Raw genomic sequence first — 15,170 nt, forward strand, 5'->3', positions numbered from 1 at the left:
AATGAATTGATTTTCCCCAAGGCAATCCGGTCTTTATCACAAACGATGCTTGCGGAGGGGCGGTATAGCCGTTACCGAATCGTGAACCCATGGCGCAGCGCCGCATATTTTTTGCAAAGCGCAATAGAACAAGGATCGGTCGTGAGCGGACTGGAAACGGCAATCAGAAATGCTCTGGAAAAATCGGACAGATCGAACGCCGAAGTTCGTGCACGGATTTACCAATCCTCCCGCCAGGCACTGGAAGCGGGCCTGCGCAAGCAGGGCATAGACGATCCGCAGGTTGTCTCCCAGCAGCGCCAGCGGCTTGAAGGCCTGATCCACCAGATCGAGAATGAAGAGCGCAACCGGCTTCTGGACAGGGTGGAGCAGCAATTGCGCCCGCCCGCACCGGAAAGTCCGGCGCAGGACGATCACTCCGTCGATCCCGTTTCGCAATCGCCCCACCACGGCGATATGGGTGTTGAGCCGGAGCTGCGTGGTGAAACGCGCGATGTGCGGCCGGGCGCTGCCGCTGCTCCGGAGCCGCTGAGTGCGGGGCAGCGTAATGGCAAGCCACCGAAGAGAAGCTCCCGCGCGGGCGATTCTTCGCTTGCCTTCCGGCCGGAAGGCGCGGTTGGCCGCCGCAAGCGCCGGGGGCTTTTCGCCCGGCTTTTCATCTACGTGACACTTCTGGCCTTTATCGGTTTCGGCGCCTGGTGGGTCTATTCCTCAGGCCTCCTGCTCTCGCCGGAGCAGCGCGATACCAGCGTGCCCAATCCGCCGGCGCAGGTGCAGGCGGAGGATTTCAACGGGACGGAGCCCGCGCCGAGCCTTTCCGCCGGTCGTGGTTTTTCCGATGACTGGGTGGAAGTCTTCAATGCGGAGCGTGGCAGTTCCGGTGTTTCGGCTGGTCCACGCGCCAATGTCGAAAACATCGCCACACCCGCTGGCAAGGCGATAAAGGTAACCTCGAGAAGTGTCTCGCAGGATGGCGCCGTCAGCGTCGAGGTTCCGGTGGAGGTGATGCGGGATATGGCAGGCAAGTCCTCGACCATTTCGATCACGCTGCAATCCTCCAGCGACCGGCAGACCCAGGTGTCTGTCGCCTGCGATTTCGCGACATTGGGCGATTGCTCCCGCCACCGCTTCACCGCCACGGCCGAGCGCGCGGACATGCTGCTGAACACGACATTCGAACGATCTCTCGCGCCCAATGCGCCGGGCAGGATCTTCATCAACAGCGATATCGATGGCAGCGGCCGCCCGGTCAATCTTTATTCCGTGCGCATTCTGCCGGGCCAGTAAGGGAAAGACAGGCGTCTCGAATGGAGGCGCCTGTCAGCGTCTTCCGGTCCTATTTGAGAAAATCCGGCCCAGATCCCAAAATCTTGTCGTCGATTTCGCCGATTGCCTTTTTGTCCTTGCCCTCATAGTCGAGCGCAAGAAGAATGTGACGGATGAGGTTTACCCGCGCGCGGCGCTTGTCGTTGGCGCGCACCACCGTCCAGGGGGCGGCGTCGGTGTGGGTCTTTTCCAGCATTTCGTCGCGCTTCTGCGTGTAGTCGTCCCATTTCGTCAGTGCGGCTATGTCCATATCCGAAAGCTTCCAGCATTTTAGCGGGCTGTGCCGACGGTCATGGAAGCGTTCGATCTGCGTTTCGCGGCCGATGTCGAGCCAGAACTTGAACAGATGAACGTCCTCATGGACCAGCATTTTTTCCAGACGCGGCGTTTCCTTGAGGAAACGCTTGTGTTCCTCAGGCGTGCAGAAACCCATGACCGGCTCCACCCCGGCGCGGTTATACCACGAGCGGTCGAAGAGAACGAATTCGCCGGCGGTCGGAAAATGTGAGATATAGCGCTGGAAATACCATTGGCCACGTTCGGTTTCCGTCGGTTTGGTCAGCGCCACCACGCGGGCATAGCGGGGATTGAGATAGGCCCGCGTCGCGAAGATCGCGCCGCCCTTGCCCGCCGCATCGCGGCCCTCGAAAACCGCCATGACCCTTTTACCGGTGGCCTGCAGCCAGAACTGCACCTTGACCAGCTCCACCTGCAGCGCCTCGAGGGCAGTGTCATAGTCTTCCCGCTTCATCTTCTTGTCGTAGGGAAAATCGCCTGCGGAAAGTTTCTTTTCCTCAACCCAGTCAGGAAGAACCGGATCGTCGATGTCGAAGCTGCGCAGTTTGCCGCCTATGGTGATATCGACCGTCCGCTTCTTCGTTTCTTCGCCCATGGTTTCCTCCGGCTGTTGTTGTGTAAAGGCAACTCGACGCCAATGAGTTCACATCCATTGCCAGAATTCAAGTGAAACAGGAGCGCTTGACCGGGGTGCTGCGGCGGCAGCGATTGCGGCGTCGATTTTGCGCATATACGTTGTGGAAAATGCGCGATGATGAATCTCTGTCATGAAACTGGCCTATGAGATTTCGATGCGCTGTCAGATGAAAGTGGAAAGAGCAGGCTGAAATGGCAGTCATGGAAGGCGATGGTGGGTTAAGGCGTTTGGGAAGGAAGTTCGGTCGAAACTGGTTGCCCGTTCTCATCGTCAGCATGCTAGCCATCGTGGCCGTTGCCGAGCTCAACACGCCCTACATGCCCGCCGCCCTGTGGCTTTGCGCCGTCATTGCCATCCTCGCCGCCCGGGAGGGGCCGGCGGCGGCTCCCCCAAAGGACGGGAGCCCGGCTGCGGAGGCAGATGAGCAGGAAGTGCCCGGCGAAAGCGTCATTTCCGGCGTAAGGGCGGGCCTCGCGGTTCTGGATACCCCCGTTTTCATTCTCGACAGGAACGCCAGCGTGCTGTTTCAGAACGGCGCGGCCGAGCGCGCCTTCGGCCAGTTGCCCGCCGGGGCGCATATTTCCGCCCGGTTGCGCTCTCCCGGCCTCCTGGATGTCATTCGCGAAACCATCACCACCGGCCAGCCCAACCAGGTCGAACATTCGGAGCGCTTCCCTTCCGAACGGGTCTTCATCGTCCGCATCGCCCGTGCGGATGTGGGAGAGGGGGCAGGCCCGCCATTCTATATCCTGTCGTTCCGCGACGTCTCGGAGCTTCGCCGCATCGACCGCATGCGCAGCGACTTCGTCGCCAATGCCAGCCATGAATTGCGCACACCGCTCGCCTCGCTGCGCGGTTTCATCGAAACCATGCAGGGGCCGGCGCGCAACGATCCGAAGGCGCAGGAACGTTTCCTCGCCATCATGCTGGATCAGGCAACCCGCATGAGCAGGCTGGTGGACGATCTCATGTCGCTGTCGCGGCTGGAATTGCGGGCCAACATCGCGCCCGACCAGAAGGTCGATCTCGTTCCCGTCATCGGCCATGTGCGCGATACCCTGCTGCCGCTTGCCGACGAGCTGGATGTGACCATCACGCTGCACCTGCCCGACCGGCCGGCAGAGGTGCAGGGGGACCGCGACGAGCTGGTGCAGGTATTCCAGAACCTCGTTGAAAATGCTTGCAAATACGGCCAGGAAGGCAAGGTCGTGGATGTCTGGCTGCGGGCCGAACCCGGCAAGCCGGTGGAGGTGAGCGTCATCGACAAGGGGCCGGGCATTCCCGCCGAACATGTGCCGCGCCTGACGGAGCGTTTTTATCGTGTCAGCGTCGCCGACAGCCGCTCGAAAAAGGGCACGGGTCTCGGACTTGCCATCGTCAAGCACATCCTCACCCGCCACCGCGCCCGCCTCATCATTAAATCGGAATTGGGCAGCGGCACGGACTTCACTGTGAGATTCTGACATAAAATATGCATCTGCTTTTAATGTCGCGTATATTTATAAATAAAATCAATAATTTAGTTTGTCACAAATCTTTCGTCAAAGTGACATAAAAGGATGGGGCTACGGTGGTTAAGAAAAGGTCGCCGAGCGCAAGCTAAGAGCGAGTGTCGCTATCGGCTGCGTCCACAACAAAGCCCACGACGGGAGAGACAAATGAACATCGTTAAATTTTCCGCAGCAGCTCTGGTGGCTTCTGTCGCCTTCGCTGGCGCCGCCGCTGCTCGCGACCAGATCCAGGTTGCCGGTTCCTCCACGGTTCTGCCTTACGCCAAGATCGTTGCCGAGACCTTTGCCGAAACCTTCCCGAACTTCAAGGCTCCCGTTGTTGAGTCCGGCGGCACGGGCGGCGGTCTGAAGGCGTTCTGCTCGGGCGTCGGCGAAGGCACCATCGACATTGCAAACGCTTCGCGCAAGATCAAGAGCGACGAACTGGCCGCCTGTAAGGCTGCTGGCGTTGCCGACGTTCAGGAAGTGAAGATCGGTTACGACGGTATCGTCTTCGCAATGGACTCTTCCAACAAGGACATCAAGCTCGAGCCGAAGGATCTGTACCTTGCGCTCGCCGCTGAAGTCGTCAAGGACGGCAAGCTCGTTGCCAACCCTTACAAGAAGTGGTCGGAAATCAACAAGGAACTGCCTGATGTAGCAATCGCTGCTTACATCCCGGGTTCCAAGCACGGCACGCGCGAAGTCTTCGAAGAGAAGATCATGGCTGACGGCTGCAAGGAAGCCAAGGCGACCGACGTCATCAAGACGCTCATCACCGACGCCAAGCAGGCTGCTGCCAAGTGCGTTGCAGTCCGTAAAGACGGCGCGGCAGTCGACATCGACGGCGACTACACTGAGACGCTTGCTCGCATCGATGCCAACAAGACCGGCCTCGGCGTTTTCGGCCTCGCTTTCTATGAAAACAACGCTGACCGTCTGAAGGTCGCGACCGTTTCGGGCGTCGTTCCGTCCACCGAAACCGTCGCCAGCGGCAAGTACCCGGTTTCCCGCCCGCTGTTCTTCTACGTGAAGAAAGCTCACCTGGGCGTTATCCCGGGCCTTAAGGAATATGTCGAGTTCTTCGTTTCCGACGAGATGATCGGCCCGGATTCCCCGCTCGCCAACTACGGCCTGGTTGCTGCTCCGGACGCAGAGCGCGAAGAAATCCGCTCGAAGTTCTCGGCCGGCTCCACGATGTAATGAAGAAAGAGGGGTGCGGCTTTGCCGTGCCCCTCATTCGGCTTCGCTTGGGCCGTCGTCCGCGGTTGACAGTTCCTAACCATCGCCATCCACATGATTGTCGATGGATTACAGATGGATAGGATGTATCAACCTTGACGCTTGCCAGACTATGATACAGTCAGGCGGCAGGCATCATGGGATGGTCCAGCGGTCTCGTTTTGATGACTTTTTGATTTGCCCGATATCGCACCGTGCTCTTGAGGCACGCCGAGGGAACTCTAATGAACACATCGATCCTTTTGCTGATACTGGCGCTCATCGGCATCGGCAGCTATCTGCTCGGCAGCCGCCGTGCCGTTGCCCTGTCTGGCGGTCGCCCCTCCAGCATGCATTCCCGTGCCGGTTATCACGGTTCCTACGCGGTCGTCTGGGCGGTGCTGCCCGCGGCGTTCATTCTCTGTGCCTGGCTCATTGTCAGCCCATTGCTCGTCACCTCGGCGGTGCGCGGTAGTTTCCCCGAGGATGTCCGGGCGCAATCCGAAGCGCAGCAGAGCCTGACCTACGGTATGGTGACCTCCATCGCCCGTGGCCTCCAGCGGCTGACACCGGAGGAAACCGCGCAGGTCGAGGCCGACACGGCTGCAGTCCGGCCGCTTCTGGCATCGAAGGGTGTTGCAATCGCCGGCGATCCCGAGCGGTTCATGGTCGATGCCGCACACACGCTCAACAGCATGACCTCCACCAGCCGTATCGCGATGATCGCCGTTGTGCTGCTGGCCGCGCTCGGCGGCGGCGCCTATGCGCTGCGTGCAATCGCGCCGCGTTTCCGGGCGCGCAACCAGGTCGAGAAAGTCATTCTCGCGGCCCTGCTCGTCGCCTCGTCCATCGCCATTCTCACGACCATCGGCATCGTCCTGTCGATGCTGACGGAGGCGATCCAGTTCTTCACCATGGTCCCGGCGCACCAGTTCTTCTTCGGAACGGTCTGGGATCCGCGTTTTGCGGCGGCAGGCGCCACCGATTCCTCCGGCCAGTTCGGCCTGATCCCGCTGCTCGCCGGCACTCTTTATATCGGCTTCGTCGCCATGCTGGTTGCGGTTCCGGTCGGTCTCTTCTCGGCGATCTACATGGCGGAATATGCCTCGCCGCGCTTCCGCTCCATGGCAAAGCCGTTGCTTGAAGTGCTCGCCGGCATTCCCACCATCGTCTACGGCTTCTTCGCGCTCACGACGGTCGGTCCTTTCCTCAGAGACATTTCCACGCAGATCAACGGCCTGGCGACGGGCAACTACGCCAACTTCATCCAGGCGCAGAGCGTCATCACCGCCGGCTTCGTCATGGGCATCATGCTGATCCCCTATGTGTCGTCGCTGTCGGATGATATCATCACCGCCGTGCCGCGCTCGCTGCGTGACGGTTCGCTCGGTCTTGGCGCCACGCGCTCCGAGACGATCAAGAGGGTCATTATTCCGGCCGCTCTTCCCGGCATCGTCGGCGCCGTGCTGATGACGGCTTCGCGCGCCATCGGCGAAACCATGATCGTGGTTCTTGCGGCCGGTGTTGCTGCCCGTCTGCAGCTCAATCCCTTCGAGCCCATGACCACGGTGACGGTCAAGATCGTCAGCCAGCTTACCGGCGACCTTGAATTCACCTCGCCGCAGACGCTGGTTGCCTTTGCACTCGGCATCACGCTTTTCGCCATCACACTTTGCCTGAATATCTACGCGCTTTACATCGTGCGCAAATACCGGGAGCAATATGAATGACCGACATCGTCTCTCCCGCAGCCGGCGCGAGCGCCGTCAACAAGGCCACGCGCCGTGATATCGGCATCAAGCGCCGCTATGCCGCCGAACGCCGCTTCCGTGCCTACGGCATGGCAGCGATTTCCTTCGGCCTCATCTTCCTCTTCCTGCTGCTTTTCTCGGTGGTTTCCAAGGGTTACACCGCTTTCCAGCAGACGATGATCACCGTTCCAGTTGAGTTTTCGGAACAGATCATCGATCCGAAAAATGAGCGCGCCATAAATCCCACTAAGCTGATGACGGCCAATTATCCCGTCATCGCCCGCGATGCGGTCGCCAAGGTCCTGGGTGTTGCGCCGACGGACCGCGCCGGCCTTCGCGCCGTCAATCTCCTGATTTCCGACAGCGTGCGCACGCAGCTTCGCGACATCGTCGTTGCCGATCCCGCCGTTATCGGCACCACGCGCACCGTCACGCTGCTGGCGTCGGGCGACGTCGACAGCGCCTTCAAGGGCCAAGTCGACCTGACGGCGGATGAAGCCAATCGCCGTATCTCGAACCAGCAGCTCGGCTGGATGAACCAGCTCGCCGAAAGCGGCCAGCTCGGCAAACATTTCAATACCGGCATCTTCGTCAACGGCGCGTCGAGCCGTCCGGAAGCGGCGGGTGTCGGCGTGGCGCTGATCGGCTCCTTCTACATGATGCTGATCGTGCTGGTGCTGTCATTGCCGATCGGCGTCGCGGCCTCCATCTATCTCGAGGAATTCGCCCCGAAGAACCGTCTGACGGATCTTATCGAGGTGAATATCAACAATCTCGCGGCCGTTCCTTCGATTGTCTACGGTCTGCTCGGCCTCTCGGTCTTCATCAACTTCATGGGCTTTCCGCGCTCGGCCTCGCTGGTCGGCGGCCTCGTCCTGACGCTGATGACCCTGCCGACGATCATCATCGCGACCCGCGCTGCCCTGAAGGCCGTGCCGCCGTCAATCCGCGCCGCCGCCCTCGGCCTCGGCGCTTCCAAGATGCAGACGATCTTCCACCATGTGCTGCCGCTCGCCATGCCCGGCATTCTGACCGGCACCATCATCGGCCTCGCCCACGCGCTGGGCGAAACGGCGCCGCTGCTCCTGATCGGCATGGTGGCATTCGTAGCGAATTACCCGACAACGCCGATGGATCCGTCCACGGCCCTGCCGGTGCAGATTTACATGTGGGCGAACGAAGCCGAGCGCGCCTTTGTCGAAAGGACATCCGGCGCTATCATCATCCTGCTTCTGTTCCTCATCGTCATGAATGTTGGCGCAATCCTGTTGCGTCGCCGCTTCGAACGGCGCTGGTAGAAGGAGCTTGAGCAATGAACATGTTGTCGGAAGCAGCAGTTGAAAAGGCGCTGGACAAGAAAATGAATGAAGTCTCATACAAGATGATCGGCAAGGACGTTTCGGTTTATTACGGCGAAAAGCGCGCGCTTTACGACGTGAACCTCAACGTTCGGGAAAATACGGTGACCGCGCTTATCGGCCCGTCCGGCTGCGGCAAATCCACCTTCCTGCGTACCCTGAACCGTATGAACGACACGATTGACGGTTGCCGGGTCACCGGCAAGATCACGCTCGACACCGACGATATCTACGATCAGGCGATTGACGTCGTGGAATTGCGCGCCCGCGTCGGCATGGTGTTCCAGAAGCCGAATCCCTTCCCGAAGTCGATCTACGAAAACATTTCCTACGGCCCGCGCATCCATGGTCTCGCCCGCAACAAGGCGGATATGGACCAGATCGTCGAGCAGAGCCTGCAGAAGGCGGGTCTCTGGAACGAGGTTAAGGATCGTCTGCACGAATCCGGCACCGGTCTTTCCGGCGGTCAGCAGCAGCGTCTGTGCATCGCACGCGCAGTTGCCGTCAGCCCGGAAGTGATCCTGATGGACGAGCCCTGCTCGGCTCTCGACCCTATCGCGACCGCAAAGGTCGAAGAATTGATCCACGAGCTGCGCACCAATTACACCATCGTCATCGTCACGCACTCCATGCAGCAGGCGGCGCGTGTTTCCCAGCGCACGGCCATGTTCCATCTTGGTCATCTTGTCGAGGAAAACGAAACCGACAAGATGTTCACCAATCCGGATGACCAGCGCACGCAGGATTACATCATGGGCCGCTTCGGCTGATCCCGGCCGGCGCTTTATCGAAACCGTACAAGACTGGTGCTTCTGCCGTGCCCGCTTCCGGGTACGCGCATGCAGGCCAAGCCGGAGGACTAGACCATGACACAGACAACGACCCATTCGCACATCGTTTCCGTTTATGACGATGAATTGAAGTTTCTGACGCGCCGCATCGCCGAAATGGGCGGTCTTGCGGAGCAGATGTGCGCCGACGCCGTGCGTGCGCTCGTCAATTCCGATGCCGCGCTCGCCCAGAAGGTCATTTCCGACGATGCGATCCTCGACCACGCCGAGCGCGAGATCGGCGACAAGGCCATCGTCACCATCGCCAAACGCCAGCCGATGGCGGCAGACCTTCGCGAGATCATTGGCACGCTGCGTATCGCCGCTGACCTTGAGCGTGTCGGCGACCTTGGCAAGAACACCGCCAAGCGTGTGATTGCGGTTGCCGGCACCGGCGTGCCGCGCAAGCTTGCCCGTGGCATCGAACACCTGTCGGAACTGGCGCTGGTGCAGCTCAAGGAAGTGCTGGACGTCTATTCCACGCGTTCCGCCGAGAAGGCCAATGCCATTCGCGAGCGCGACGAGGAAATCGACGCCATGTACACGTCGCTCTTCCGTGAGCTTCTGACCTATATGATGGAAGATCCGCGCAATATCACCACCTGCACGCATCTCCTGTTCTGCGCCAAGAACATCGAGCGTATCGGCGACCACGCCACCAATATCGCCGAGACGATCTATTACATGACCACCGGCAGCCAACCGGAGGGCGAACGTCCGAAGGACGACAGTTCCAACACGCTCGGTTCGGTGACCGAGTAACAGACAGGCAACGGCTTGCGGAGTTAGTATATGGTGCCCAAGATTGCAGTTGTGGAAGACGAGGAAGCGCTGAGCGTCCTGCTTCGTTACAATCTCGAGGCTGAGGGATATGACGTCGACACGATACCCCGTGGAGACGAGGCAGAAATCAGGCTGCAGGAACGTATTCCGGACCTCCTTATCCTGGATTGGATGCTTCCCGGCGTTTCCGGTATCGAACTGTGCCGTCGGCTCAGGATGCGGCCGGAAACCGAGCGCCTGCCCATCATCATGCTGACGGCGCGCGGCGAAGAAAGCGAACGGGTTCGCGGTCTTGCCACCGGCGCGGACGATTATGTCGTCAAGCCGTTTTCGACGCCGGAACTCATGGCCCGCGTCAAGGCCATGCTGCGTCGGGCCCGCCCCGAGGTTCTGTCTTCGGTGCTGAAATGCGGGGATATCGAACTGGATCGTGAGACCCATCGCGTTCACCGCAAGAGCCGCGAAGTACGCCTCGGCCCGACGGAATTCCGCTTGCTGGAATTCCTGATGACCTCTCCCGGCCGGGTGTTTTCCCGCTCGCAGTTGCTGGATGGCGTCTGGGGTCACGATATCTATGTGGATGAACGTACCGTCGACGTGCATGTCGGACGTCTGCGCAAGGCGCTCAATTTTTCGCACATGCAGGATGTCATCCGCACCGTGCGCGGCGCCGGATATTCAATGGAAGCCTGAGAAAACCGAAACCGATGGTTTCACCCGGGATAAATTCCCCCCAAATCAGAAGGAACGGTGTCGGGCCTTTCGATTTTGAACCTTCCGCACATGCGTATCCTTGTTCTTTTGAAGGCGATAGAAGGTCCGCTGAAAGCCGGATTGCGCGGTGAAACCTGACGGGAGGAGGGCGCGGCACGTCGCCGACAAATTCTGAGCATTTGCCGCAAGGGCCCATCGCGGCTTCACATCCGGAGAATGCGCAAGAACAGGGATTGGGAGCGCCTCTTAAACAACGTGGGCTCCGCGTTTGAACCACTTTGGATTCCGCCATAAAAAAACGGGCCCGAAGGCCCGTAGTTTTTGAGTGTCGAATGCGTGCCGCAACACTCAAGCCTTGCGACGCTCGCTTACCGGCTGGTAGGCAAGCTTTGCATGGAACTTGCAATAGGGCGAAGATTCCAGTGCTTCACAACCGCAGAAATGGAAATCATCCTTCAGCGGATCGCCGACCGGCCACTTGCAGGTGCGCTCCGTCAGTTCCGTCAGCGTCAGGCGGCGGGAAATCGGCGTAACGACATTTTTGGAGGGAACGTAATCGAGAACTTCGGCGGTCTCGATATCGATCTCCTCGTGCAGCGCCGTTGCCGCGCTCGAGCGGTTCAAGGCGCGTGCAGGTGCTGCGCTGACGCGGGTCGCGAAATTCGTCGCGCGCGGGGCAGGGGCAGCGGTGCGCTTGGGCGCGGAACGCGCCGAAGTAACCGGGCCGCCGGCCTTCACGCGTCCCGGCAGGTTGAGGCGATGGACCTTGCCGATGACGGCATTGCGGCTCACGCCGCCCAGCTGCGCTGCTATCTGGCTGGCGCTAAGCCCCTCGGACCACAATTTCTTGAGTTTTTCGACTCGTTCGTCTGTCCAGTTCATGCCGCTTCTCCGCTTGTCGCGTATAATGTCGGCAGAATCCCTCTCCGCCTCGCGGGCGTGCCGCGAGCGTGGTTTCTGCCTGATTTTTGGTGACTAGTTCCGCCGCAATGCAGTCTAGTAATTAGCGATTAACCTAGTGCCACGCAGACTCCGTGGCAAGAGTCGCGGGAATCATCTCGAATCGATTTTCCGGTTTTCCCCAACTTGCTGGCGAGTTGAGTCTGAAAGGCAACACCTTGGGCCTCATCCGCCGCCACCTACTAGGGCTTGAGAAGCCCGGGAAACGCGGACTTTTGTTGACATCGGCAGGCGAAGTGACAATAGTGCCCCTGCCGCCGCGAGGCGGCATTTTTGATTTTCAGGCAAGGGATAACCCCGAAAGCCTATTGACAACCGTCTGACAGCGCATCCGCGCAAGGAGTGATACAGCCATGGCCGAAGCCGCCGCGCCATTGTTCGATACGTTTGCAAGAGCCCCCCTGCGCTTCGAGCGAGGCGAGGGCGTCTGGCTGTTCACGGAAAGCGGCGAACGATATCTGGATTTTGCAGCCGGCGTCGCGGTCAACTCGCTGGGCCACGCCCATCCGCACCTCGTTGAGGCGATCAAGACCCAGGCCGAGAAGGTCTGGCACGTCTCGAACCTTTATGAAGTGCCGGGCCAGGAAAAGCTCGCAAAGCGCCTGACGGAAGCGACATTCGCAGACAAGGTCTTCTTCACCAATTCCGGCGCGGAAGCGCTGGAATGCGCGATCAAGACCGCGCGCCGTTATCATTATTCCAAGGGGCATCCGGAAAAGTTCCGGATTATCACTTTCGAAGGCGCCTTCCATGGCCGCACGCTGGCGACGATTGCCGCCGGCGGCCAGCAGAAATATCTGGAAGGCTTCGGTCCCAAGGTCGAAGGTTTCGACCAGGTGCCGTTCGGTGATGTCGATGCGCTGAAAGCCGCCATCACGGCCGAGACGGCCGCGCTTCTGATCGAGCCCATTCAGGGTGAGGGCGGCATTCGCGCACCCAGCAAGGAATTCCTGCAGCTGCTGCGGTCGCTCTGCGATGAGCATGGCATGCTGCTGATTTTCGATGAGGTCCAGACCGGCGTTGGCCGTACGGGCAAGCTCTTTGCCTATGAGCAGACGGGCGTTGCGCCGGATATCATGGCGGTTGCCAAGGGTATCGGCGGCGGTTTCCCGCTCGGCGCCTGCCTTGCGACGGCGGATGCCGCTTCCGGCATGACGGCGGGCGTGCATGGCACCACCTATGGCGGCAACCCGCTGGCCATGGCTGTCGGCAACGCCGTGCTCGATGTCGTCCTCTCCGAGGGCTTTTTGGAAAAGGTCCGTGATGTCGCGCTGGTCTTCCGCCAGGGCCTTGCTTCGCTGAAGGATCGTTATCCTGACGTTATCGAGGAAATCCGTGGCGAAGGCCTGCTTCTCGGCATCAAGGCCAAGGTTCCATCGGGCGAGCTGTTGCAGGCCATGCGCGCCGAGCATCTGCTGGGTGTGCCGGCGGGCGACAACGTCATCCGTCTTCTGCCGCCGCTCGTCACCACGGCGGAAGAGGCCCGCGAGGGTCTGTCACGCGTGGAAGCGGCCGCCGCTTCCCTGACAGCGAAACAGGCAAAAATCGCCTGAGGAAACAATAAAGGGCGGGCCTCTTCCCCGAGGCTCGCGAGCATGGGACAGTTTGAAATGGCTTCACCTAAACATTTTCTCGACCTGTCGGCCGTCAGCTCGCAGGACCTGCGGGCAATTCTCGACGACGCCCGCACACGCAAGGCCGCCACCAAGGCCGGAACGGCGGAAAAGCCGCTTGCCGGCAAGATGCTGGCTATGATCTTCGAAAAGCCTTCCACCCGCACCCGCGTCTCCTTCGATGTCGGCATGCGCCAGCTCGGCGGCGAGACGCTTTTCCTCTCCGGTACGGAAATGCAGCTCGGTCGCGCCGAAACGATCGGCGATACGGCCAAGGTGCTGTCGCGTTACGTCGACGCCATCATGATCCGCACGACGGATCATTCGCGCCTGCTGGAGCTTGCCGACCACGCGACCGTGCCGGTCATCAACGCCCTGACGGATGACACGCATCCCTGCCAGATCATGGCGGATATCATGACCTTCGAGGAACATCGCGGTCCGGTCAAAGGCAAGACCATTGCCTGGACGGGTGACGGCAATAACGTCCTGCATTCCTTCGTCGAAGGCTCGGCCCGTTTCGGCTACCGCATGACGATGGCCGTGCCGATGGGCTCCGAACCGCATGACAAGTTTCTGAACTGGGCGCGCAACAATGGCGGCGAGATCATGCTGTGCCACGACGCCGACAAGGCCGTTGCGGGCGCGGACTGCGTCGTCACCGATACCTGGGTGTCCATGAACCAGGAACACAAAGCGCGCGGCCACAACATCTTCCAGCCCTATCAGGTGAATGAAGCCCTGATGGCCAAGGCGGAAAAAGATGCGCTGTTCATGCATTGCCTGCCGGCCCATCGCGGCGAGGAAGTGACGGATGCCGTGATCGACGGTCCGCAATCCGTCGTCTTCGACGAGGCGGAAAACCGCCTCCACGCGCAGAAGTCCATCATCGCATGGTGCATGGGCGTCATTTGATGAGCAATCGCCCGGCCTGACACGTGTCACGCCGGGTGCTTGAACTTGCGCGCATAGATTACCATCTGTGGGACTTCGAAGAGGCTCGTCGGTTTTGCTGGCGGGCCATCATCACGATTTGCACGTTTTTCCCCGGAAGCGGTTTCTCTTCCCGGGTCTCTGTGCGACAAGCGAAAAAAGCACATTTTAAAAGCCGGACTTTTGGACGGTAGCGGCGCCACGGCTGCGCCAGGGAGTATGACATGGCAGATGTAACGGTTGAACTGGACGATCTCGATTTTGCTGGCGACGACAAGGTTGTGCCCTTTCAGGTCGAAGGTCTGGATGTGCGCGGCCGCGCCGTGCAGGTGGGTCCGCTGCTGAATGCCATCCTCGAGCGGCATGACTATCCCCCGGCGGTCGCCCGCCTGCTGGCGGAAGCGACCGTTCTGACGGCGCTGATCGGCACGTCGCTCAAGTTTTCCGGCAAGCTGACCGTCCAGACCAAGGGTGACGGCCCGGTCGACCTTCTGGTTGCGGATTTCACCGCGCCGGAAAGCATGCGCGCTTATGCCCGTTTCGATGAGGAGCGGCTGGCGGAGGCGATTGCGGCCGGAGCGACGTCGCCGGAGCAATTGCTCGGCAACGGCATTCTGGCCTTCACGATCGATCAGGGTGCGGGCATGCAGCCTTATCAGGGTATCGTGCCGCTCGATGGCTCCTCGCTGGAAGACATTGCCGGGGTTTATTTCCGCCAGTCGGAACAGCTTCCAACCCGCGTGCGGCTGGGCGTTGCCGAGTTCTTCGACCGTGATGGCGAAGGCAAGCCGCGTCATGGCTGGCGTGCGGGCGGCGTTATCGCGCAGTTCCTGCCGCAGGCGCCCGAGCGGCTGCGCATGCGCGACCTGCATGGCGGCGATGGCGATGAGGGCGGTCACGAGGTGCAGGAAGACGATGCCTGGACCGAAGCCGTCACGCTGTTGAACACGGTGGATACCGATGAGCTGACCGACCCGCAGGTGCCGGTGGAACGTCTTCTCTTCCGGCTTTTCCACGAGAGCGGTGTGCGCATCTATGAGCCGCAGGCGGTTTTCGACCGTTGCAGCTGCTCGCGGGACAAGATCAAGGGCGTGCTGTCCGGTTTCACCGCCGAGGAGATCGAGGCGAGCGAGGAAGACGGCGCCATTGCCGTGACCTGCGAGTTCTGCTCCACGACCTATCGCTACGATGTCAGCGAATTTGAAAATGCCTGAATGAAAGCCGCGTCCTGAAGGGCACGGCTTTTTCACTGCCCGG

General features: G+C 60.5%; 13 protein-coding genes. 11 read left to right on the top strand and 2 right to left on the bottom strand.

Annotated features, from left to right (window positions below; genetic code table 11):
- Window positions 1-141: 141 nt before the first annotated feature.
- Entirely contained in the window at window positions 142-1,287 is a 1,146-nt protein-coding gene (locus ACQZ5K_RS01735; RefSeq protein WP_448739485.1) for a hypothetical protein, read from the top strand.
- Between the two features lie 49 nt (window positions 1,288-1,336).
- On the opposite strand, the gene ppk2 is transcribed toward ACQZ5K_RS01735, so the two are convergent.
- Window positions 1,337-2,218 (bottom strand): polyphosphate kinase 2, encoded by an 882-nt coding sequence (gene ppk2 / locus ACQZ5K_RS01740; protein ID WP_003519991.1) that lies wholly within the window; start codon window positions 2,216-2,218, stop codon window positions 1,337-1,339.
- Between the two features lie 233 nt (window positions 2,219-2,451).
- Between ppk2 and phoR the strand changes: the two genes are divergently transcribed.
- The 7 genes from phoR to phoB all read left to right on the top strand — a co-directional run bounded on the left by phoR (window position 2,452) and on the right by phoB (window position 10,386).
- Complete coding sequence (gene phoR, locus ACQZ5K_RS01745; protein ID WP_448739486.1) at window positions 2,452-3,723, top strand: phosphate regulon sensor histidine kinase PhoR; 1,272 nt, start codon at window positions 2,452-2,454, stop codon at window positions 3,721-3,723.
- Between the two features lie 195 nt (window positions 3,724-3,918).
- Window positions 3,919-4,953 carry a substrate-binding domain-containing protein gene (locus ACQZ5K_RS01750; RefSeq protein ID WP_065654533.1) on the top strand — a complete coding sequence of 345 codons (1,035 nt, stop codon included), beginning with the start codon at window positions 3,919-3,921 and terminating at the stop codon, window positions 4,951-4,953.
- Between the two features lie 263 nt (window positions 4,954-5,216).
- Complete coding sequence (pstC, locus tag ACQZ5K_RS01755) at window positions 5,217-6,701, top strand: phosphate ABC transporter permease subunit PstC (RefSeq protein ID WP_065654532.1); 1,485 nt, start codon at window positions 5,217-5,219, stop codon at window positions 6,699-6,701.
- Window positions 6,698-8,020, top strand: a complete 1,323-nt coding sequence (gene pstA / locus ACQZ5K_RS01760) for a phosphate ABC transporter permease PstA (RefSeq protein WP_448739487.1) — start codon at window positions 6,698-6,700, stop codon at window positions 8,018-8,020. The genes pstC and pstA overlap by 4 nt, the downstream gene beginning before the upstream one ends.
- Window positions 8,021-8,034: 14 nt before the next feature.
- Window positions 8,035-8,850, top strand: coding sequence for a phosphate ABC transporter ATP-binding protein PstB (gene pstB, locus ACQZ5K_RS01765; RefSeq protein WP_003519986.1), 816 nt, complete (start codon window positions 8,035-8,037; stop codon window positions 8,848-8,850).
- Window positions 8,851-8,946: 96 nt separating this feature from the next.
- Window positions 8,947-9,672 (top strand): phosphate signaling complex protein PhoU, encoded by a 726-nt coding sequence (gene phoU, locus ACQZ5K_RS01770; protein WP_003519985.1) that lies wholly within the window; start codon window positions 8,947-8,949, stop codon window positions 9,670-9,672.
- Between the two features lie 30 nt (window positions 9,673-9,702).
- Entirely contained in the window at window positions 9,703-10,386 is a 684-nt protein-coding gene (gene phoB, locus ACQZ5K_RS01775; RefSeq protein ID WP_003493692.1) for a phosphate regulon transcriptional regulator PhoB, read from the top strand.
- Window positions 10,387-10,755: 369 nt separating this feature from the next.
- On the opposite strand, the gene ACQZ5K_RS01780 is transcribed toward phoB, so the two are convergent.
- Window positions 10,756-11,289, bottom strand: a complete 534-nt coding sequence (locus ACQZ5K_RS01780) for a GcrA family cell cycle regulator (RefSeq protein WP_003519984.1) — start codon at window positions 11,287-11,289, stop codon at window positions 10,756-10,758.
- Between the two features lie 431 nt (window positions 11,290-11,720).
- On the opposite strand from ACQZ5K_RS01780, the gene ACQZ5K_RS01785 reads away from it, so the two are divergent.
- From ACQZ5K_RS01785 to ACQZ5K_RS01795, 3 genes are all read left to right on the top strand, one after another.
- The gene (locus tag ACQZ5K_RS01785) at window positions 11,721-12,920 is read left to right on the top strand and encodes an acetylornithine transaminase (protein ID WP_448739488.1); all 1,200 of its coding nucleotides are present in this window, start codon (window positions 11,721-11,723) and stop codon (window positions 12,918-12,920) included.
- 57 nt (window positions 12,921-12,977) lie between these two features.
- Window positions 12,978-13,895 (top strand): ornithine carbamoyltransferase, encoded by a 918-nt coding sequence (gene argF, locus ACQZ5K_RS01790; protein ID WP_448739489.1) that lies wholly within the window; start codon window positions 12,978-12,980, stop codon window positions 13,893-13,895.
- A 242-nt stretch (window positions 13,896-14,137) separates the two neighbouring features.
- Window positions 14,138-15,127, top strand: coding sequence for an Hsp33 family molecular chaperone (locus tag ACQZ5K_RS01795; RefSeq protein WP_080817974.1), 990 nt, complete (start codon window positions 14,138-14,140; stop codon window positions 15,125-15,127).
- The last annotated feature ends 43 nt before the right edge of the window (window positions 15,128-15,170 follow it).

The organism is Agrobacterium sp. 22-226-1, assembly GCF_053522345.1.

Bases quoted from the DNA above. Each gene is read 5' to 3' on its own strand.
- pstA (WP_448739487.1), top strand. From the start codon at position 6,698: ATGACCGACATCGTCTCTCCCGCAGCCGGCGCGAGCGCCGTCAACAAG.
- ACQZ5K_RS01750 (WP_065654533.1), top strand. From the start codon at position 3,919: ATGAACATCGTTAAATTTTCCGCAGCAGCTCTGGTGGCTTCTGTCGCC.
- ACQZ5K_RS01780 (WP_003519984.1), bottom strand. From the start codon at position 11,289: ATGAACTGGACAGACGAACGAGTCGAAAAACTCAAGAAATTGTGGTCC.
- argF (WP_448739489.1), top strand. From the start codon at position 12,978: ATGGCTTCACCTAAACATTTTCTCGACCTGTCGGCCGTCAGCTCGCAG.
- ACQZ5K_RS01795 (WP_080817974.1), top strand. From the start codon at position 14,138: ATGGCAGATGTAACGGTTGAACTGGACGATCTCGATTTTGCTGGCGAC.
- phoR (WP_448739486.1), top strand. From the start codon at position 2,452: ATGGCAGTCATGGAAGGCGATGGTGGGTTAAGGCGTTTGGGAAGGAAG.
- pstC (WP_065654532.1), top strand. From the start codon at position 5,217: ATGAACACATCGATCCTTTTGCTGATACTGGCGCTCATCGGCATCGGC.
- ppk2 (WP_003519991.1), bottom strand. From the start codon at position 2,218: ATGGGCGAAGAAACGAAGAAGCGGACGGTCGATATCACCATAGGCGGC.
- phoB (WP_003493692.1), top strand. From the start codon at position 9,703: ATGGTGCCCAAGATTGCAGTTGTGGAAGACGAGGAAGCGCTGAGCGTC.
- ACQZ5K_RS01785 (WP_448739488.1), top strand. From the start codon at position 11,721: ATGGCCGAAGCCGCCGCGCCATTGTTCGATACGTTTGCAAGAGCCCCC.
- pstB (WP_003519986.1), top strand. From the start codon at position 8,035: ATGAACATGTTGTCGGAAGCAGCAGTTGAAAAGGCGCTGGACAAGAAA.
- phoU (WP_003519985.1), top strand. From the start codon at position 8,947: ATGACACAGACAACGACCCATTCGCACATCGTTTCCGTTTATGACGAT.